This window comes from Streptobacillus canis (genome assembly GCF_009733925.1).
GTDB classification, from domain to species: Bacteria; Fusobacteriota; Fusobacteriia; order Fusobacteriales; family Leptotrichiaceae; genus Streptobacillus; species Streptobacillus canis.
This window is the reverse complement of the sequence record NZ_WOEI01000011.1, coordinates 22,624-44,376: the sequence shown is the minus strand read 5'-3', so window position 1 is coordinate 44,376 and position 21,753 is coordinate 22,624. Positions and strand designations below refer to the sequence as shown.

Below are 21,753 nucleotides of genomic sequence, written 5' to 3'. Positions count from 1 at the left end.
AACAAAACAAGTTTGGTGACAATAGCCACAGGGATACACCTAGTTACATTTCGAACCTAGAAGTTAAGTCTGTGTACGCTGAAAATACTTAGTAATAGGGAAGATAGGTAGTTGCCAAACTTTTTTTAAATCATGACTTTGTAGCTCAGTCGGTTAGAGCATCTGACTGTTAATCAGAGGGTCGAAGGTTCGAGTCCTTCCAAGGTCGCCATTTAATATTTAAAACAGAATACATAGAAGCCTTTTGGCTTCTTTTTTTTTGTTTTTTTATTTTCCCCTCTTGACTATTTTAAATTTCAAGGTATAATATGTTATAGAAAAAGGAAAACGGTTTCTATAAAGCAAGTAAAACTGCTTTATTTAATTATATTAATTATGGTAAACGGTTACCATATAGTAACTTTTTTATTTAACTCTATATGGTAAACGGTTACTAAAATGAAAGGAGTAATTAAATTAATGAAAAAAATAGTATGTGTAGATTCTGATGGTTGTGTAATGGATACTATGAATTATAAGCATATTGAATGTTTTGGTCCTCTTGCTGCAGATATTTGGAATGTAGAAGAGAGAGAAGAATTTTTAACTTTATGGAATAAGATTAATCTTTATTCAAAAACTAGGGGTATAAATAGATTTCATGGTTTAAATGAAATATTTAAAATCTTTAGTGAAAAATATTCTAAATATTCTATGTTAAAAGAAGTTGATAATTGGATAAACTCCACTAACGAATTATCAAATAATTCTTTAATAAGAGAGATAGAAAAAACAGATTCAGAAGAATTGAAAAAGACTTTACATTGGAGTATGGAGGTTAATAAAAGAATAGAATCTCTAGTTGGTATGGATAAACCATTTGAAATGGTAAAAGAAGCTTTTGATGCAATGAAAGGTAATGTTAAAATAGTAATAGTCTCATCTGCAAATAAGGAAGCAATACTTTCTGAATGGGAAAGACATGGTTTGCTTGAATATGTAGATATAGTAATGGGACAAGATTCAGGGACTAAAAAAGACTGTATAAAGAAATTAGTAGATGAAGGAATAGATCCTAATGATATATTAATGATAGGAGATTCACCTGGAGATATTACGGCAGCCAAAGATAATCAAGTACATTTCTATCCAATAATATTTGATGATGAAGCTAGAAGTTGGACTAGATTTAAAGATAGTATTTTAGATGAATTCATATCTAATAAATATATAGATCAAAAATATATAGATGAATACAATAGCAAGTTATAGTTAGGAGGAACAATGTCAAAATTAGTTAATTTAAGAGAAAAACCATATAACTTAAATGATGAACAAATTAAATGGGTTGAAGATACATTAGCAAATATATCTGATGAAGAAAAAATAGGGCAATTATTCTTTAATTTATTTTGGTTAGGTAATTCACCATTTGCTGAAGCCAAATATTCAAATGAGGAAATTATTACTAAATTTAAAGTAGGAGGAGCTAGATATCAAGGTGGTAATAAGTATGAAGTAATGAATTTATTAAACTCATTACAAGAAAATTCTAAAATACCTTTATTAATAGCTGCAAATTGTGATTCAGGTGGAAATGGAGCATGTTCTGATGGGACATATATTGCAACAGCTGCTATGTGTGAAGCTAGTGGAGATACAAAAGTTTCATATAATGCTGGGTATGTAAGTGGAGTTGAGGAAGAAGCATTAGGAATAAATGTAAATTTTGATCCGTGCGTAGATATATTAAAAAATTGGAGAAATACTATAGTTAATACAAGAGCTTATGGAAGAGAAGTAGATGTAGTAATTAAACATACAAATGCCTATTTAGAGGGACTTGATAAAAGTAATATTATAAAATGTATTAAACATTTTCCAGGAGATGGAACAGAAGAAAGAGATCAACATTTAATACTTGGAGTAAATGAGCTAACTGTTGAAGAATGGGAGAAGAGTTTTGGTGAAGTTTATAGAAATCATATAAATAATGGAGTTGAAATGATAATGGCAGGACATATTGCATTACCACATTATCAAAAATTAATAAATCCAAGTCTTGAGGATGAAGATATTTTACCAGCTACATTATCTCCAGAATTAATAGAAGTATTGCTAAAAGATAAATTAAATTTTAATGGATTAGTAATTACCGATGCTTCACATATGTTAGGAATGACTGCAAGTATGAGAAGAAAAGACTATGTTCCTTTAGCGATAGCTTCAGGATGCGATATGTTCTTATTCTTTAATGATATAGATGAAGATTTTAATTATATGTTAGAGGGATATAAAAATGGAATTATTACTGAAGAAAGGTTAAATGATGCAGTAAGAAGAGTATTAGGACTTAAAGCTAAATTAAATCTACATATAAGACAAAAAGAAAATACTTTATTAAAAGATGAAAAAGGATTGGATATTATAGGTTGTGAAAAACATTTAGAAATGCAAAAAGAAGCGGCAGATAAAGGAATAAGTTTAATAAAAAATACTAAATTTGAATTGCCTATAAGACCTGAAACACATAAGAAAATAAGACTATATATTCTTGAAGGTGAAAAAAATGGAATATATAAACCAAATGAAAAATTTCAAGAATACTGTGTTAAGAAGTTAGAAGAAAAAGGTTTTGAAGTTACAGTAAATGAACCTGGTAAGAGAGAAAAAGGATCAATAGAGAAATATAGAAGTGAAGTAGATGCAGCTTTAGTATTTGCAAATATTAAAGGATATGCAGAAGCAAACAATATGAGAATTAAATGGAGTGGACCTATGTCTAATGAAATACCTTGGTATGTACATGAAGTGCCTACAGTAATGGTATCATTTAATTTCACTAACCATTTACATGATGCAACTATGGTTAAGTGTTATATTAATGCATATTGTGACAATGAAGTAACTATAGATCATTTAATAGAAAAATTAATGGGTGAGTCAGAATTTAAAGGTCAACATTTCAATGAAAATGTATGGGCTGGACAATGGCAAGCTAAATTATAGGAGGAAATATGTTATATCCATTATCAACATTGAGTAGGGAAATTATTGAATTAAATGGAATTTGGGATTTTCAATTTGAAAATGATGATATGAAGTATATGATTAGTGTCCCAGGATCATTTAATGATCAATTCTCAGAATTTGAGAAAAAACATTATGTAGGAAATATGACTTATACTAGAAAATTTACTGTAAGTAAATATATGTTAGAAAAAAGAATATATTTAAGATTTGGTTCAGTTTCACATATAGCTAAAGTATATGTTAATAATGAATTAGTAGGAGAACACAAAGGTGGATTTACACCATTTGAGTTTGAAATTACAGATGTAGTTAGTTTAGGAGAAAATAAATTAGAAGTTTTAGTTTCTAATGTATTAGATCATACTTCACTTCCAGTAGGTAATTATAAAGAAATTAAAGATGAAAATGGAAATGTAGTAAAGAAATTAGTAGATGAAAACTTTGATTTCTTTAATTATTCAGGAATACATAGACCTGTAAAATTATGGATAAAACCTAAAAATCATATAGAAGATATTACTATTACTTATGATGTATTAGATAATAATGCTAAAGTTAATGTAAAAGTAGATACTATAGGAAGTATAAAGGAATTAAAAGTAACTATATTGGATGAAGAAAATAATATAGTAGCAAGTGGAGAAAATTTAAATATATCTAATGTTAGATTATGGGAACCATTAAATGCTTATCTATATAAAGCTAAGGTTGAATTAATAAATGAAAATAATGAAGTAGAAGATGAATATATTGAAGAGTTTGGGATAAGAACTGTTGAAGTTAAAAATAATCAATTTTTGATTAATGGTAAACCATTTTACTTTAAGGGATTTGGAAAACATGAAGATACTTATCTTCATGGAAGAGGACTTGATGAAGTAGCAAATGTTGTAGATATCAGTAGAATGAAATGGTTAGGAGCTAATACATTTAGAACATCTCACTATCCTTATTCTGAAGAAATGATGAGACTTGCAGATAGAGAAGGGATAGTAGTCATAGATGAAACTACAGCAGTAGGATTAATGGAAAATTTTGGATTTGATCTAATGGGTAGTTCAGAAAAGAAAAATACTTGGGAAACATTAAATACTACAGAAGCTCATGAACAAGTAATTAGAGAATTAATTAAAAGAGATAAAAATCATGCATGTGTTGTAATGTGGTCTATTGCAAATGAACCATCTACAGCAGAAGTAGGAGCGCATGAATATTTTGAACCATTATTTAAACTTGCAAGAAGTTTAGATCCTCAAAATAGACCATGTACTTTTGTAAATATAATGCTTGCACCAGCAGGTAAATGTTTAGCAACAGATTTAGTTGATGTAATCTGTTTAAATAGATATTATGGTTGGTATGTAAATCTTTCTGATTTAGAAACTGCAGAAAATAATATGAGAGCTGAATTGGAATACTGGCATCAATTATTTCCAGATAAACCAATAATGTTTACAGAATATGGTGCAGATACTATTGCCGGGATGCATGATATAGATATTAGAACACCTTTTACAGAAGAATTTCAAATAGAATATTATAAAATGAATGAAAAAATATTTGATGAACTAGATTATTTTGTAGGTGAACAAACATGGAATTTTGCTGATTTTCAAACTAAATTTGGAATTTTTAGAGTACAAGGAAATAAAAAAGGTGTATTTACAAGAGACAGGGCACCAAAATTTGTAGCACATCACTTAAAACAAAGATGGAATAATATACCAGAATTTAATTATAAAAAGAAATAATAGGAGGAAACAATGGAACAAATTAAATATAACAGAGCCAAAGTATGGCAAATAGCTTTATTTTCAGTAAATAATACTGCAACTAATATGTTTTTTATATTAACATTTTATTTAGGATATTTTGCAACAGGGTTTATGGGAGTTGCAACAGTTGTAATATCAAATATTTTAACAGCAATGAGAATATTTGATGGAATTACAGATCCGCTTGTAGGATATTTAATTGATAAAACAGATGGAAAATTTGGGAAATTTAGACCATATATGGTTATAGGAAATATAATAATGTCAATTACAATGACATTAATTTATGTAGTAACGCCTACATTACCAGAAGCAGTTAGATTTCCGTTTTTCTTAGTAGTTTATATAATTTTTATCCTTGGATATACATGTCAAACAGCAGTAACTAAAGCTGGACAAGCTTGTATAACGAATGATCCTAAACAAAGACCATTATTTTCAAGTTTTGAAGGTGCTTATACATTAGTATTTTTATCTTTAATTTTCCCTATGTATGTAAATGGATATTTATTACCAAAATATGGTAATGCATTTACTTTAGAGTTATTCAGAGAATTTTTATTTACATTTATGTTTGCAAGTATGATATTAACAGTATTAGCAATTATAGGAATATATCAAAAAGATAGAACAGAATTTTTTGGAGCTGGAAATGCAACTGCAAATATTAAGTTTAAAGATTATGTAGATATTATTAAAAATAATAGAGCAATACAAACATTAATAGTAGCGGCATCAACTGATAAAATTGCAGGAACTACATCAGGAAATGCAGCAGTTGGTATAATGGTTTATGGAATTATTATGGGGGATAATACTTTACAATCGAAAATGGCTTTAATAACTATAGTTCCAGCATTCTTATTATTACAATATTTTGCACAATATTCAAGAAAATTAGGAATTAGAAAAGGTATGATAACTACAGCTTGGGGAGCAATTATTACTTATATTCTATTATTCTTATTATTCCAATTTGGAGATCCAACTAAGATAAGTGCAAATAACTTATTTGGATTTGAAACTATAGCATTTATAGTATTATGGTGTATAGGTAGAGGAATAGTTGGTGCAAGTGGAGGATTAACAATAAATGCAATAGCAGACTGTGCTGATTATGAAACATATAGAACAGGGAAATATGTGCCAGGTATGATGGGAACATTATTCTCATTTGTTGATAAAGTTATTTCTTCAGTTTCAACTACAATAATAGGTCTAGTAGTAGCAATGATAGGATATACTAATGGATTCCCTAAAATTGGAGATCCAAATACTCCACAATTATTCTATGCAGCGATGTTCTTATTTATAGGAATGCCAGTACTTGGATGGATAGCTTCAGTTATTTCATTAAAATATTATCCATTAACTCCAGAAAAAATGGAAGAAGTACAAAAACATATTAGTGATTTAAAACAAGCAAAATAAAAACATTCTTTATTGACAATTTTTATAATTAATTATAATATTAAGGTGATAAAATTGTTAAGAAAGTGTGAAATTATGAAAGAGAAAGTTACTATAAAGACAATAGCAAAAATAGCAGGAGTTTCTGCAAAAACAGTCTCAAAAGTTATAAATAATCAAAGTGGTGTAAAAAATTCAACAAGAATTAAAATTTTAGAAATTATGAAATCGAATAATTATAGTATTAACTATAATGCTAAAAGGTTATCTGAAAGTAAATCTAGAAATATAGCTTTAATAGCTAATATTTCTAGAAAACACCCTTTGAATAAAAATTATATTATAATGCAACATATTTTAGAAAATATTGTTGATTATGATGTAATAGTATACAATTCTGTTGCTGATTTACAAGAAAATCCTTATGGGGGTATAGCTAAAAGTTATTATGATGGTATAATACTTTTAAATCCAAGAGATATAGAGGATATAGAATATGTTAAAAAAAGTGAACTACCTTTTGTTATATCAGGAATATATGGTAACTATAGTTATGTAGGGACAGATCAGTTTCAAAGTGGTATTATAGCAACAGAGCATTTAATAAATTTAGGATGTAGTGACATAGTTTTTTTACTTGATAATAAAGAAAGTTTAACTGCAAAAAAAAAGATTCAAGGATTTAAAAAAGCTTTGGAGCTATATAATATTAAAGATAAAAAACAAAGTATTTTAGATGGTTATTCAACACCTGAAAGTGTAGAAAAATATATCATAGAAATTTATAAAAAGAAAAAGTTACCAGAAGCAATATTAATTGATTCTGACTATCCGGTATTTGGTGCATTGAGAGCTTTTCAAAAACTTGGAATTAAATGTCCAGAAGAAATTAAAGTAGTAACATTTGGTAATACTTTTATATGCTCTGTATTAACACCATCTATAACAGCAATAAAACAAAATTTTGAATTGATAGCAAAGAAATTATTAGAAATACTTATAGAAAAAATTGAAAGTGAAAATAATATAGATAAAAGCTTTGAAATAGCAGCAGAACTTATTATTAGAGAATCTACAATAAATGAAAATAGAAAGGATAACATAAAATGAGTTTTATAAATGATGATTTTATGTTACATAATGATATATCAAAAAAATTATATAACATTGCAAAAGAACAAAAAATAATTGACTATCACTGTCATTTAGATCCTAAATTAATAGCAGAAGATAAAGAATTTGAAGATATAACTGAAATATGGCTTTTAGGTGATCATTATAAATGGAGAGCTATGAGAGCAAATGGAGTTAAAGAAGAAGAAATAACTGGAAAAAATACGAGTAATAAAGAAAAGTTTAAAGCATGGGCAATGACGCTTGAAAATACTTTAGGAAATCCATTATTCCATTGGTCAGCTATGGAATTAAAAAAATATTTTGGTATAGATGAAATTTTAAATGAGGAAAATTGGGAAAGAATTTGGGATAAATGTAATAAAGTGATTAAAGAAAAAAAATATAGTCCTAAAAAGATAATTCAAATATCTAATGTAGATTACGTATGTACTACTGATGGACCACTTGATGATTTAAAATATCATGATGAAATAAAAAAAGATAAAAACTTTAAAGTAAGAGTAGAACCAGGATTTAGACCTGATATATTTTTTAATGTATATAATGAAAATTTTTTATCAAATGTTGAAAAATTAGGAAATTTAGCTAATATTAAAGTTTCAAATTATGATGAATATATTAATGCATTTTATAATAGAATTACTTATTTTAAAGAAAAAGGATGTAGTATTTCTGATCATGGTATATCTAAATTAGAATTTAGTAATTATACTAAAGATGAAATAAATGATATTTTTTTAAAAGTTTTAAGAAAAGAGAAAATAACTAAATTAGAATATAGTAAGTATTTAACAGCTTTGCTTGTAGATCTAGCAAAAAAATACAAAGAATATAATTGGGTAATGCAATTGCATTATGGAGCTATTAGAAATAATGATAGGACATTATTAGAAAAAATAGGAGCTGATGCGGGAAGTGATTCAATAATGGATCAAGGTAATGTAGCAGAAAACTTAAACTTAATATTATCATTAATGAAAGAAAATGAAGGGTTACCTAAGTTTATAGTATATAATTTAGAACCAAGTCAAAATAATATGGTATCATGTACTTTAGCAAATTTTAGTTCAAATTTACCTAAGGGGTATTTACAATTTGGTTCTGGTTGGTGGTTTAATGATACTAAAGAAGGTATGTTAAGACAATTAAAAGCATTAGCAGATCAAGGATTATTAATGAATTTTGTTGGAATGCTTACAGATTCAAGAAGTTTTGTATCGTATACAAGACATGATTATTTTAGAAGAATATTCTGTGAATTTATTGGTAATTTAGTTATATTAGGAGAAATTCCTAATAATGATAGATTATTAACAAAATTAGTAGAGAATGTTTCATATAGAAATGCTCTAGAATATTTTGGTTTGGAGGAAAAATGAAAATGACATTTAGGTGGTATGGGAAAGATGATCCTGTAACACTAGAAAATATTAGACAGATACCTGGAATGACTGGAGTAGTAACAGCAGTGTACAGTGTCCCAGTAGGGGAAATTTGGCCTATAGAAGATCTTGAAGAATTAAGAGAAATGGTAAATAGTCATAATCTAGATATGGAAGTAATAGAAAGTATTCCTGTTCATGAGGATATTAAATTAAGAAGAGGAAACTATAAAGAATATATTGAAAATTATAAAGAAAATATTAGAAGATGTGCTAAAGTTGGGGTTAAAACAATTTGTTATAACTTTATGCCAGTATTTGATTGGACGAGAAGTCAACTTGATAAAGTATTAGAAGATGGGTCAAAAGCTTTAGTTTACTATAAATCACAAATTGACAAACTAGATCCAACTAAGCTTGCACTTCCAGGATGGGATTCATCATATAGCCCAGAACAAGTAAAAGAGTTAATAGAATCTTATCAAAAATTAGGAGAAGAAGGATTATGGAACAATTTGAAATTATTCTTAGATGAGATTATTCCAGTTGCAATTGAATGTGATATTGATATGGGTATACATCCAGATGATCCACCTTGGCCAATATTTGGAATTCCAAGAATAATTAAAAATGAAGCAGATTTAGATAGATTTTTATCGTTATATGATGTAAAAAATAATGGTTTAACACTTTGCTCAGGTTCTCTTGGATGTAGTAGAGAAAATGATTTTGTAGCTATGGTAAAAAAATATGCTGGAAAGGGAAGAGTTCCATTTGCACATTTAAGAAATGTAAAAATATTAGAAGATGGAAGTTTTGAAGAATCAGCTCATCTTTCAAGTGAAGGTTCTCTTGATTTTGCGGCCATAGTTAAGGCATATTATGAAGCTGGATTTACAGGATATGTAAGACCAGATCATGGTAGAGAAATTTGGGGAGAAAAGGCAAGACCAGGTTATGGATTATATGATAGAGCATTAGGAGCTACATATATCAATGGACTTTGGGAAATGTGTAAAAAGAATAAAGGAGAGTAAAAGTGTTAGAAAATAAAGTTGTTGTAATTACAGGTGCAGGAGGAATTATTTGTTCGGAAATGGCTAAATTTCTTTCAACAAAAGGGTGTAAAATTGCATTACTTGATTTAAATTTTGAAAATGCAAAAAAAGTTTCAGATGAAATCAATCAAAATGGAGGATATTCTATACCTGTAGTATGTAATGTTTTAGATGTAGAAAGTATAAAAAAAGCAAAAGAAGAAATAGATAAACATTTCGGTGGGTGTGATATATTAATTAATGGTGCAGGAGGAAATTCTCCAAAAGCAACGACAGAAAATGAATATCATGAGACAGATTTACCAAATGATACAAAAGATTTTTTTGGATTAGAACAATCAGGAATAGAATTTGTATTTAATTTAAATATTTTAGGAACTATATTGCCTACACAAGTATTTGCTAAAGATATGGTAGGAAGAGAAGGTGCAAATATTATCAATATTTCAAGTATGAATGCGTATACTCCATTAACAAAAATACCTGCTTATTCAGGAGCAAAAGCAGCTGTAAGTAATTTTACACAATGGACTGCAGTTCATTTTTCACATGTTGGGCTAAGATGTAATGCAATAGCTCCAGGATTCTTAAGAACTATGCAAAATGAAAAATTATTATTTGACGATAATGGAAATCCAACTAAAAGAACTGAAAAAATATTAAATAGTACTCCAATGGGAAGATTTGTATTGCCAGAAGAGTTAAATGGTGCTTTAGAATTTTTAGCAGATAGTAGTAAATCAAGTGCTGTAACAGGAATTTGTATTCCAGTTGATTGTGGATTTTCAGCATATTCGGGGGTGTAATTATGGAAAAAAATTTATTTCAAAAAATATATGATGATAAATTAATTGCAGTAATTAGAGGAAAAGATGATGATGATGCATATAATATTTCTAAAAAGGTAATAGAAGGTGGAATTAATATAATTGAACTTACTTTTTCTACTCCTTTTGTAGAAAATACTATAGAGAAATTAACGAAAGAAAATATACCTGGTGTTGTAGTTGGAGCTGGAACTGTTCTTGATGACATTACTGCTAGAATAGCAATAATGAAAGGGGCAAAATTTATAGTATCTCCTCATCTAGATGTTGAAATCTCTAAAGTGTGTAATAGATATAAAGTTCCGTATTTACCAGGTTGCGCAACTATTACAGAAATAGTTAAAGCTTTAGAAAGTGGTGCAGAGTTAATTAAATTATTCCCTGGTGATTTATTGGGGCCTAACTTTATTAAAAATGTTAAAGGACCTATTCCACATGCTAAGATGATGCCATCTGGTGGAGTAAGTATAGATAATATGGATAAATGGTTAGATGCAGGAGTATTTGCATTGGGTATAGGAAGCGCTTTAACTAAAAATATTAAAACTTTAGGCTATGAAAGTGTTAAAGAAGAAACAAAAAAATTTGTTGAAAAATATAATGAATTAAAAAAATAGAAGACGTAAGTCTTCTTTTTTTCTTGACTTTTTAATCTATTTAGAATATAATCTAATTAGATAAATATCTAAATAGAGGTGAGATTATGTTCAAAGAAACTTTTAAAGCCCTCTCTGATCCCATTAGAAGAGAAATACTTTTACTTTTAAAAAATGGTAGAATGAGTGCTGGAGATATTGCAAATTCATTTAATATTACTGCTCCAACAGTTTCTTATCATTTAAATTTATTAAAAAAAGCGGATTTAATACGAGAGAGCAAATACAAAAACTTCATTTATTATGAATTGAATATTTCAGTATTTGAAGAATTAATTTTATGGTTTAATAATTTTAAAGGAGATGACCAAGATGCTTAATAAGAAAAAAGTGATGATTTCTATTGTTTTATGTTTATTACCTATCATATATGGATTAGCAGTTTATTCTAGATTACCAGAAATGATCCCTACACATTGGAATTTTAGTGGAGAAATAGATGGATATACTTCAAAAAATATGTTCATATTCGGTATGCCATTACTTTTTGCAGCTATAAATGCATTTTCAATATTTGGTGTTAAAGAAGATCCTAGAAATGCAGAAAATCAAAAAACATTTTTATTTAAAAACTTTATTTGGTTAATACCTATAATGTCTAATTTTATTATGATAATAACTATACTAGTATCATTAGGATACAATATTAGTGTTTCTAAATTAATATTTGTACCTATAGCAATACTATTTATAGTTTTAGGTAATTATATGCCTAAATGTAAACAAAACTATACTATAGGTATTAGAACTCCATGGACTTTAAATGATGAAGATAATTGGAATAGAACTCATAGATTTGGTGGAAAAATGTTTGTTTTAGCTGGAATAGTTACCCTATTTTCAGTAATTACAGAATATGCATTCTTTGTTTCATTTGTGTTTATATTTGCACCAACAGTATATTCATATTTGATATATAAGAAGATAATATAATTTGATAATAATGTATAAAAAAAGGTGGCATTGCCACCTTTTATGTTATCTTGAACCTAATTTATCTGCTGTAAGTAATGCTGCAAATACATCATCAGCTGTTACTTCAAATGGCATATTATGGATAGTTTCACCAGGTGCTACTGAAGCTTTAGCAACTTCATATAGAGCTTCTCTAGAAACTTTATCCATATTTAAGTCTTTAAGACAAGTTGGTAATCCTACTGATTTACAGAAAGTAATAACCTTATTTATTTCTTCTAGTGATCTATTTTCAAGAACTAATTGAGTTATAGTACCAAATGATACTTTTTCTCCATGATACATAGAATGTCCTTCATGTAAGATAGTTAATCCATTATGTATTGCATGTGCTGCTGCAAGTCCTCCACTTTCAAATCCTATTCCACTTAAGTAAGTATTTGCTTCTACAACGTTTTCAAATGCTTTAGTAACAACTTTTTGTTCACAACTTGCCATAGCTTTAACTCCATCTTCCATGATGATGTCTAAGCAAAGTTTTGCAAGAGCAATAGCTGTTTTAGAAGGTTTTCCACCTGCTATAGTATTAGAATTTGAATCAAGACAAGCTTTTGCTTCATAATATGTAGCTAAAGCATCTCCTATACCTGCTGCAAGTAATCTTGCTGGAGCGTTTACTATAACTTCAGTATCCATTACTACTACATTAGGATTAGCTTTTAAGAATAAATATTGTTCAAATTCTCCGTTATCTGTATATATAACTGATAAAGCTGAACATGGTGCATCAGTTGATGCGATAGTTGGAACAACTATCATAGGTAAATGAGAATAATGTGCAGTAGCTTTACCGCAATCTATAGTTTTTCCTCCACCTATAGTAATAACAACATCACAATCTTTTTCTTTTAATAATTCAATATTTCTGTTAATTTCATTTTTAGAGCATTCTCCGTTAAATACTTCTAAATGGTGTTTAATATTTTCAGCTTCAAAGCTTGATTTAATATCAGAAGCATATTTTTCAAAAATGAATCTATCAACTAAGATATATGCTCCTTTTTCACCTAAATTTTTGAAATAATGTGATAATTTTTTGATTTCACCAAAACCTTGAATATATTTTGATGGCGAAAAAATGTTTCTAGTCATCGTATACCTCCATAATTTTATAATACTAATATAGTATACCTTGTTTTTTTAAAAATACAAGTTAAAAGATAGTGGAAAATAAAAGTAAATGTATATAAAGTATTGAAAGAAATTTGATTTTAGTATATACTTAATAGATAGAGACAATTTTTTGAAAGAAGGATGAATGATGAAACTAAGATTAGAAACAACATATGTAAAACCATTTATTGGTAAACACGAATATGATCAAATTAGACCGTTTGTAGAACTTGCAGACAAAATACTTATGGACAAAACTGGAGCAGGAAATGATTTCTTAGGATGGTTAGATCTTCCTAAAAATTATGATAAAGAAGAATTTGCTAGAATTAAAAAAGCAACTGAAAAAATCCAAAATGATTCAGAAGTATTAATAGTAATAGGTATAGGTGGATCATATTTAGGAGCTAAATCAGCTATAGAATTTTTATCTAATACTTTCTATAACAATATGAGAAAAGAAGATAGAAAAACCCCTGAAATATATTTTGCTGGAACTAATATGTCACCAGTATATTTACAACACTTACTTAATTTAGTAGGAGATAGAGACTTCTCTATAAACGTTATTTCTAAATCAGGAACAACTACAGAACCTGCTATAGCATTTAGAGTATTTAAGAAAAAATTAGAAGAAAAATATGGAAAAGAAGAAGCAGCTAAAAGAATTTATGCAACTACAGATAAAGCAAAAGGGGCATTAAAGAATTTAGCAACTAGTGAAGGATATGAAACATTTGTAGTACCTGATAATGTTGGAGGAAGATTCTCAGTATTAACTGCAGTAGGGCTATTACCTATAGCAGTAGCTGGAATTAATATAGATGAATTAATGCAAGGTGCTCATGATGCTATGGTTGATTATTCAACTAAAGAATTCTATGAAAATGATGCTATGATTTATGCTGCAACAAGAAGTCTTTTATACAATAAAGGTAAAAACATGGAAATCTTAACTAACTATGAACCAAGACTTCACTATATCGCAGAATGGTGGAAACAACTATTTGCTGAATCTGAAGGAAAAGATGGAAAAGGAATTTATCCTACAAGTGCTGATTTTTCAACAGATTTACACTCTATAGGACAATCTATACAAGAAGCTAGAAGAACTATGTTTGAAACAGTTCTATTAATAGACACTCCAGAAGTTGATATAGAAATAGAAAAAGAAGAAGTAGACTTAGATGGATTAAATTATTTAAGTGGTAAAGGAATAGACTATGTAAATAAACAAGCTGCTAAAGGGGTAATACTTGCACATGTTGATGGTAATGTACCTAACCTTGTAATTAATATACCTGAAGCAACTCCATATCATTTAGGATATATGTTCTATTTCTTTGAAAAAGCAGTTGCAATAGGTGGATATATGTTAGGAATTAATCCATTTGACCAACCAGGAGTTGAAGAATACAAGAGAAATATGTTTGCTCTTTTAGAAAAACCAGGATTTGAAGAACAAACTAAAAAACTATTAGCAAGATTAGAAAATAGATAAGAGGGAGAAAATATGAAGAAAATATTTAAAAGCTTTTTAATTGTAATGTTAACATTCTTTACAATTTTATCTTGTAGTGCACCAGGACAATCTAAAGCTGCATTAGAAAAAGAAATGGAAATGATTAGACAAGAAAAATTCTTGGATAGAGAAGATTTCATATCTAATGCTGTTGATAACTTATTAAAAGAATTCACATATACAGTAGGAGAAACTAAGGAAACTGGAGAAAATTCAGAAATTAAATTAGACATGAAGAGAATTGATATTAAATTCTACGTTACAGACATGTTACAAAAAATGGTGAAAGATACTTTTGCAGGAAAAATTAATAGTGAGGAAGAATTTAATGAAAGTATAGTTGATTACTTAACTAGTTTAGATAAGAATAACTTAAAATATTCAGAAAAATCTTTCAATATTAAAATGCAAAAAGTAGATGGTAATTGGAAATTATCAGATATTAGTAGAAATGAAATCATGGAATTTATGATTGGAGATCTTAAAGGACAATTAGATACTAAATAAAAGGAGAGATGAAAATGAAAAAATTAGTTTTATTATCAGTTACATTATTATCATTAACAACATTTGCTAATTTTGATTCAGCAAATTCAAATACAATGATGATGAAAGAAAAACATTCACAAGAAACTATGGTAAAATTACATAAGGAGGAACATGCGCATAATCATGAGCATGAACATGAAATAGAAGATTTTGTAGTATATAACTTCCATAATGAAAAAGGCCAACCACATTCTCATATGTTAGTTATAGTTGAAGAAGATGAAGCATTTGTTAGAAAAGATGGAGTAGAATATGAATTAGAAAGAGTAATAAGTGGTTCAGGAGATATGTTTAAAAGTAAAGATGGAACTATCATAGTAGGAATTAAAGCTAAATCAGCTTATATAGATATTAATGGTAAAATGATTACTTATTTTTTAGTAGGTAGGGCAAGTACATCTTATGCAAAACATTTAGAACATGATCATAAATAAAGCAGGATATCCTGCTTTTTTTTCTTTGATTTTTTTTTAAAATTCTAAGTTAAATTTAATTTATATAAAGAAAAATATAATAAAAAAGAAAAGGAAAAAAAATAATAAAGTGATATACTTACACCATGATAATAAAAAAGGAGAGATTTTAAATGAAAAAATTAATGGTAATACCTATGTTACTTTTAGCGATGAATGCTTATTCAAATTCAAATACAATTATGAATACAAATAAGATGGTGAAAAATGAAAAAGATTTAATGGAAAAATTAGATGAGGAGATCATTTTAAATTTACATAGTACTCATGGGAAACATTCACATGCAAAGCTAAGAATAAAAGGAGATGAAGCTTTAGTAAATGTTGATGGAAAAGAATATAAGTTAAATAGAAAAGTTAGTGCATCAGGAGAGAAATTTAGTGATGGGAATGTAAATTTAGCTATGAAGGGTAATGAGGCATATATAGAAATAAAAAATGTACTTAAAAATTATGAAATAGAACAAGAATCATTAGATGAAGTTAAATTTGTAATGACAAATGTTGAAGGAAATAAGAAAACAACTATAAAAGGAACAATAAAAGGAGATGAAGCTTTAGTAAATGTTGATGGAAAAGAATATAAGTTAAATAGAAAAGTTAGTGCATCAGGAGAAATGTTTACAGATGGTATGGCAACTTTAGGAATTAAAGGTGATATGATATTTTTTGAATTAAATGATAAACATGAAGAATCATTTGATGAAATTATTTTAAATCTTCATAATATTAAAGGTGAAGCTCATTCACATGTATTAGCTGTAATTAAAGGGGATGACTTATTTTTAAAAGTAGATGGAAAAGAATATAATTTAAAAAGAACTATGAGTGCATCAGGAGAAATGTTCAGCAATGGTAAAGTAACATTTGGAATCAAAGGTAAAGAAGCATATGTTGAAATGAACGGTAAAGTTGCAAGCTATGTAGTAACAGGGCAAGCATCTAAAGGTTATGCAAAAGATATGAAACACGACCATAAATAATAAATTAATCGAGAAAATGGCAGGATTTTATCCTGCTTTTTTTTCTAAGATAAAATAAAGTTCTTTTAGTTGATAAAATCTTAAATAAAAGATATAATTAGTATATATGAAATAATTTTAGGAGGAGAAAAATTGGTATCAATAATAAAGGCTATGAGGACAGCCATAGGTAAGTATAATGGGATGTTTAAAGATATAGAGCTTGTAGATTTTTCAGCTGATTTAGTTAAGAATATTACAGAAGGAATAAAAATTGATGAAGTAATATTAGGTAATGTATTGGCAAATAATTTAGGGCAAAATATAGCAAGACAAATAGCTATTAAAGGTAATTTAGGAGAAGAAGTTCCAGCATATTTAGTAAATATGGTATGTGGATCTGGAATGAAGGCTATAGAACTTGGATTTAATAGTATAAAAAGTGGAGATAATAAGGTAGTACTTGTAGGTGGAGTAGAGAAAATGACAGGAAGTGAAAACATGCTAAAAGATGGATTAACTGATGCATTTTCTAATACACATATGGGAATTACTGCAGAAAATATTGTAGATAGATATGGATTTAGTAGAGAAGTTTTAGATGATTTTGCATTTAATTCTCAAAGAAAAGCACAAACTGCTATAGAAAATGGATATTTTAAAGAAGAAATATATAATGAGATGGTAGATGAATATCCAAGATTTAATTTAGAAAGAGAAAAACTATCAAAATTAAAAGCAGCATTTAAAGAAGATGGTAAAGTAACTGCAGCTAATTCATCAGGTATTAATGATGGAGCTGCAATGTTAGTATTGGCAGATAATGAATATGCTAGAGATAATAATTTAGAAATATTAGCAACTATCAAAGGATTTGCTACAGTTGGAAATGATCCAAACTATATGGGACTTGCTCCAATATTTTCAACTAAAAAACTTTTAGAAAAATATGATTTAAGTGTAGAAGATATAGATTTATTTGAAGCAAATGAAGCTTTTAGTGCAGTATCTTTAGCATTTAATAAGGAACTAAATATACCGGAAGAAAAAATAAATGTTAATGGTGGAGCTATAGCTTTAGGGCATCCTATAGGAGCAAGTGGAGCTAGAATAGTAATAACATTAGTACATGAATTAATAAGAAGAAACCTAAAAAGAGGTATTGCAACTCTTTGTGTGGGAGGAGGTCAAGGAATTTCAATTTTAATTGAAAGATAATTATGAATATAGGAATAGATAAAATAGGAGTAGAATTCTCTGATAAATATTTAGATATTAAAGATTTAGCTGTTTCTCGTAATGTAGAAGTAGAAAAATATACTAAGGGTATAGGACAACTTGAAATGTCATTTACTTCTAAAAATCAAGATATAGTTACTCTTGCTATTAAGGCAGCAAGAGATATTCTAACAGAAGAAGATAAAAAAGCAATAGATGTAGTAATAATAGGAACTGAAAGTTCAGTTGATGAATCTAAGGCTTCAAGTGTGTATATCAAAAATTATTTAGGAATTAATGATTTTTGTAAATGCATAGAAATAAAGCAAGCATGTTTTGGAGCAACAGCAGCTCTTGATTATGCTAAAGCACATATAGCGCTTAGACCAGAATCTAAAGTTTTAGTAATAGCAGCAGATATTGCTAAATATGGTAAAAATACTGGTGGTGAGGTTACTCAAGGTGCAGGTGCCATAGCTATGCTTATTTCTCAAAATCCTAGCATAGTTAAATTTAATAATGATGAAGTATCTGTAAGTGAAGATATTATGGATTTCTGGAGACCAACTTATTCAAAATATGCTATAGTTGATGGAAAATTTTCAGTGGATAAATATTTAGAGTTATTGAAAAGATCATACGATGAGTATAAAAAATATAATGACACTAACTTTAAAGCAATTTGCTTACATGTTCCATATAGTAAGATGGCATACAAAGGGCTTACATCTATTACAGGAGATGAAAATATTTTAAATGAATTTGAAGCATCTACTATGTATAATAAAAGGGTAGGAAATATATATACTGGTTCATTATTCCTATCTATGTTATCATTAATATTAAATTCTAAAAATATTAAATCTGGAGATAGAATAGGAATGTTTAGTTATGGTTCAGGAGCTGTAGCTGAATTTTTTTCTATAACTTTAGTTGATGGATATGAAAAAGTATTAGATAAAAAATTAATAGAAGAAAAATTAAATAATAGAAGAAGATGTAGTGTAGAGGAATATGAAAATATATTCTTTGAAGATATTATCTTAGATGAAGAAGGTAATGCAGATATTGGTATGATTGAAGATAGTGCTTATCTTAGAGAAATTAGAAATCATAAAAGAATATATGAAGTGATATAATATGTGGAAAGATAGCTACAAAAAAACAAGAGAAGAAAGAATAAAATTACTAAAAGAAAATGGAAATATTGGGCATGAATCTTTTGAATATTTAATGGATTCATCTGTACTTAGTAATGAAATGGCAGATAAGTTTATAGAAAATCAAGTAGGTGTTTACGGTATACCTTTAGGTCTTGCAACAAATTTCTTAATTAATGATAAAGAATATGTAATACCATTTGCTATAGAAGAACCATCGGTTATAGCTGCAGCATGTAATGCTGCTAAAATAATTAAAAATAGTGGTGGTTTTAGAGCAAGAATAGTAGAAAGACTAATAATAGGTCAAATAGCAATATACGATGTTATAGAATATGAAAAAAATATTTCAAATATTTTAGCAATTAAAGATAAGTTATTAAATATTGCAAATGAATCTCAGCCTAATATAGTTAATTTAGGTGGTGGAGCTAGAGATATTAAAGTAGAAAGAAAAGAAGACTTTTTAATTATATATCTTTATGTAGACACAGTAGATGCCATGGGTGCAAATACTGTAAATACTATGCTAGAAACCATAGCTCCAGTTATACTTGAAGTATGTCATGGTACTAAATTAATGAGCATAATATCTAATTATTCAACTTCTAGTATGACTCATGCAGAATGTAGTATAGAAGTAGAAGAAAGTTTAGGTAAAAGAATAGAAAAAGCTATTGAATTTGCCAATATAGATACCTATAGAGCTGTAACTAATAATAAGGGTATATTTAATGGTATAGATGCCATATCACTTGCTACAGGTAATGATTGGAGGGCAATAGAGGCAGGACTTCATGCTTATGCTGCAAGAAGTGGGAAATACCAAAGTTTAAGTAACTGGAAATATATAGATGGTAAATTACACGGAAGCATTGATTTACCACTAGCTATAGCAAGTTTTGGAGGATCTGTAGGGGTTCATCCTACAAGTAAGATAGCTTTAGAAATATTAGGTAATCCTAATGCTAAAGAACTAGCAGAGATAACTGCATGTGTTGGACTTGCACAAAATTTTGCTGCACTTAGGGCCTTAGTTACTGTGGGAATACAAAAAGGTCATATGAAATTACAACTAAAATCATTTGGAATGTATTTAGGTTTAAGTGATGAAGAAATAAAAAAATTAGAAATAGAATTTGAGAATGAAACTCATATTACTTTAGACAAGGTTAAGGAAAAAATTAAATATATAGATTAGAAAGAAGGAATTTTTATGAATCTTGGAGAAATGGAAAAAAAATTTAAGGAGAAAAATTATAGAGTATTACAAAATGCTACTCTTAGAATGGGTATCACAGATGCTGTCATGAATAATGATGTATTTGCTGAAACTATACATGTATTTTCTGAAAATATTGAAACAGGTAAGGTTACTAGCCAAAAATCTAGTGGAAGATGTTGGATATTTGCAGCTTTAAATACATTAAGACATAAAATGAATAAAGAGTACAATCTAGAAAATTTTGAATTATCTCAAACATATACATTCTTTTGGGATAAATTAGAAAAATCAAACTTTTTCTTAGACGCTATAATTAAAACTCGTAGCGAAGATATAGATTCAAGAATAGTGCACCATCTATTATCTACACCACAACAAGATGGAGGACAATGGGATATGGTTGTATCTCTAATACAAAAATATGGAGTGGTACCAAAAAGTGCTATGCCAGAAGTATTTCACTCATCAAATTCAGCTATGTTAAATAAACTATTAAACAAAAAATTAAGATTAAATGCTGAAATAATTAGAAATAGTGAGTTAGATGAAAAAGGATTATATGATCTTAAAGAAGAAATGATGGGAGAAATATATAACTTCCTATGTGTTATGTTAGGAGTTCCACCAAGAACAGTTAACTTTGAATATTATGATAAAGATATGAAATTCCATAGAGATTTAGAAATTAGCCCACAAGATTTCTATAATAAATATATCAACATGGATTTAAATGAATATGTAAGTGTAATTAATGCACCTACACAAGATAAACCTTTCTATGAAATGTTTACAGTAGAATTTTTAGGTAATGTTATAGGTGGAAAACCTGTAAGATATTTAAATTTACCTATGAATGAATTTAAAGAGTTAGCTATAAGACAACTTAGCGATGGAGAAACTGTATGGTTTGGTTGTGATGTAGGTCAAAATTCTCATAGACAATTAGGAATTATGGATTTAAATTTATACGAATTTGAGAAGAGTTTAGGAATTAAATTTGAACAAAGTAAAGCAGCTAATCTAGAATATTGTGAAAGTTTAATGACTCATGCTATGGTACTTTCTGGAGTAAATATAATTGATGGTAAATCAACTAGATGGAAGGTAGAAAATAGCTGGGGTGAAGCTAATGGTAAAGATGGATATTTTGTAATGAGTGATGAATGGATGGATAAATATACTTATCAAATAGTAGTAAATAAAAAATATCTATCTAAAGAACTACAAAATAAATTAAAAGATGAACCAATAAAATTAAGACCATGGGATCCTATGGGGTCACTTGCAATTTGTAAATAA

At 28.0% G+C, this 21,753-nt stretch carries 20 protein-coding genes, 1 tRNA gene and 1 rRNA gene; 21 read left to right on the top strand and 1 reads right to left on the bottom strand.

Annotation, left to right across the window (positions count from 1 at the left end; all coding sequences use genetic code 11):
• Nucleotides 1–11 precede the first annotated feature (11 nt).
• The 13 genes from rrf (at nt 12) to GM111_RS04110 (ending at nt 12,190) form a co-directional block, all read left to right on the top strand.
• Nucleotides 12–120 (top strand): 5S ribosomal RNA (rrf, locus tag GM111_RS04170).
• 14 nt (nt 121–134) lie between these two features.
• Nucleotides 135–211, top strand: a tRNA-Asn gene (locus tag GM111_RS04165).
• 248 nt (nt 212–459) lie between these two features.
• Nucleotides 460–1,251 carry an HAD family hydrolase gene (locus GM111_RS04160; protein WP_197034481.1) on the top strand — a complete coding sequence of 264 codons (792 nt, stop codon included), beginning with the start codon at nt 460–462 and terminating at the stop codon, nt 1,249–1,251.
• A gap of 12 nt (nt 1,252–1,263) precedes the next feature.
• Nucleotides 1,264–2,988, top strand: a complete 1,725-nt coding sequence (locus tag GM111_RS04155; RefSeq protein WP_156299610.1) for a glycoside hydrolase family 3 protein — start codon at nt 1,264–1,266, stop codon at nt 2,986–2,988.
• 8 nt (nt 2,989–2,996) lie between these two features.
• Nucleotides 2,997–4,763: a beta-glucuronidase gene (gene uidA, locus GM111_RS04150; RefSeq protein ID WP_156299609.1), complete on the top strand. Its 1,767-nt coding sequence runs from the start codon at nt 2,997–2,999 to the stop codon at nt 4,761–4,763.
• 12 nt (nt 4,764–4,775) lie between these two features.
• On the top strand, nt 4,776–6,218 hold the full coding sequence (locus GM111_RS04145) for an MFS transporter (RefSeq protein ID WP_156299608.1): 1,443 nt from the start codon (nt 4,776–4,778) through the stop codon (nt 6,216–6,218).
• 54 nt (nt 6,219–6,272) lie between these two features.
• Nucleotides 6,273–7,307, top strand: coding sequence for a LacI family DNA-binding transcriptional regulator (locus GM111_RS04140; RefSeq protein ID WP_156299607.1), 1,035 nt, complete (start codon nt 6,273–6,275; stop codon nt 7,305–7,307).
• The gene (gene uxaC, locus GM111_RS04135) at nt 7,304–8,713 is read left to right on the top strand and encodes a glucuronate isomerase (RefSeq protein ID WP_156299606.1); all 1,410 of its coding nucleotides are present in this window, start codon (nt 7,304–7,306) and stop codon (nt 8,711–8,713) included. The genes GM111_RS04140 and uxaC overlap by 4 nt, the downstream gene beginning before the upstream one ends.
• Nucleotides 8,710–9,753 carry a mannonate dehydratase gene (gene uxuA, locus GM111_RS04130; protein WP_156299605.1) on the top strand — a complete coding sequence of 348 codons (1,044 nt, stop codon included), beginning with the start codon at nt 8,710–8,712 and terminating at the stop codon, nt 9,751–9,753. Before uxaC ends, uxuA begins: the two co-directional genes overlap by 4 nt.
• 2 nt (nt 9,754–9,755) lie before the next feature.
• Nucleotides 9,756–10,580 (top strand): SDR family oxidoreductase, encoded by an 825-nt coding sequence (locus GM111_RS04125; protein ID WP_156299604.1) that lies wholly within the window; start codon nt 9,756–9,758, stop codon nt 10,578–10,580.
• A gap of 2 nt (nt 10,581–10,582) precedes the next feature.
• Nucleotides 10,583–11,218, top strand: a complete 636-nt coding sequence (locus GM111_RS04120) for a bifunctional 2-keto-4-hydroxyglutarate aldolase/2-keto-3-deoxy-6-phosphogluconate aldolase (RefSeq protein WP_156299603.1) — start codon at nt 10,583–10,585, stop codon at nt 11,216–11,218.
• Nucleotides 11,219–11,304: 86 nt separating this feature from the next.
• The gene (locus GM111_RS04115; protein WP_197034480.1) at nt 11,305–11,577 is read left to right on the top strand and encodes an autorepressor SdpR family transcription factor; all 273 of its coding nucleotides are present in this window, start codon (nt 11,305–11,307) and stop codon (nt 11,575–11,577) included.
• Nucleotides 11,570–12,190 (top strand): SdpI family protein, encoded by a 621-nt coding sequence (locus GM111_RS04110; protein ID WP_197034479.1) that lies wholly within the window; start codon nt 11,570–11,572, stop codon nt 12,188–12,190. The genes GM111_RS04115 and GM111_RS04110 overlap by 8 nt, the downstream gene beginning before the upstream one ends.
• A 45-nt stretch (nt 12,191–12,235) precedes the next feature.
• On the opposite strand, the gene GM111_RS04105 is transcribed toward GM111_RS04110, so the two are convergent.
• A complete protein-coding gene (locus tag GM111_RS04105; protein WP_156299600.1) occupies nt 12,236–13,324 on the bottom strand; it encodes a glycerol dehydrogenase in 1,089 nt (362 codons plus the stop codon).
• Between the two features lie 166 nt (nt 13,325–13,490).
• Between GM111_RS04105 and GM111_RS04100 the strand changes: the two genes are divergently transcribed.
• The 8 genes from GM111_RS04100 (at nt 13,491) to GM111_RS04065 (ending at nt 21,753) form a co-directional block, all read left to right on the top strand.
• The gene (locus GM111_RS04100; RefSeq protein ID WP_408022634.1) at nt 13,491–14,846 is read left to right on the top strand and encodes a glucose-6-phosphate isomerase; all 1,356 of its coding nucleotides are present in this window, start codon (nt 13,491–13,493) and stop codon (nt 14,844–14,846) included.
• 12 nt (nt 14,847–14,858) lie between these two features.
• Nucleotides 14,859–15,374, top strand: a complete 516-nt coding sequence (locus GM111_RS04095; RefSeq protein WP_156299598.1) for a hypothetical protein — start codon at nt 14,859–14,861, stop codon at nt 15,372–15,374.
• A 14-nt stretch (nt 15,375–15,388) separates the two neighbouring features.
• Nucleotides 15,389–15,850 carry a hypothetical protein gene (locus tag GM111_RS04090; RefSeq protein ID WP_156299597.1) on the top strand — a complete coding sequence of 154 codons (462 nt, stop codon included), beginning with the start codon at nt 15,389–15,391 and terminating at the stop codon, nt 15,848–15,850.
• A gap of 152 nt (nt 15,851–16,002) precedes the next feature.
• Nucleotides 16,003–16,872 (top strand): MliC family protein, encoded by an 870-nt coding sequence (locus GM111_RS04085; protein WP_156299596.1) that lies wholly within the window; start codon nt 16,003–16,005, stop codon nt 16,870–16,872.
• Nucleotides 16,873–17,004: 132 nt separating this feature from the next.
• Nucleotides 17,005–18,069, top strand: a complete 1,065-nt coding sequence (locus GM111_RS04080; protein WP_156299595.1) for a thiolase family protein — start codon at nt 17,005–17,007, stop codon at nt 18,067–18,069.
• A gap of 2 nt (nt 18,070–18,071) precedes the next feature.
• Nucleotides 18,072–19,208, top strand: a complete 1,137-nt coding sequence (locus GM111_RS04075; RefSeq protein ID WP_156299594.1) for a hydroxymethylglutaryl-CoA synthase — start codon at nt 18,072–18,074, stop codon at nt 19,206–19,208.
• Between the two features lies 1 nt (nt 19,209).
• Nucleotides 19,210–20,430, top strand: a complete 1,221-nt coding sequence (locus GM111_RS04070) for a hydroxymethylglutaryl-CoA reductase, degradative (protein WP_156299593.1) — start codon at nt 19,210–19,212, stop codon at nt 20,428–20,430.
• 15 nt (nt 20,431–20,445) lie between these two features.
• The gene (locus GM111_RS04065) at nt 20,446–21,753 is read left to right on the top strand and encodes a C1 family peptidase (RefSeq protein WP_156299592.1); all 1,308 of its coding nucleotides are present in this window, start codon (nt 20,446–20,448) and stop codon (nt 21,751–21,753) included.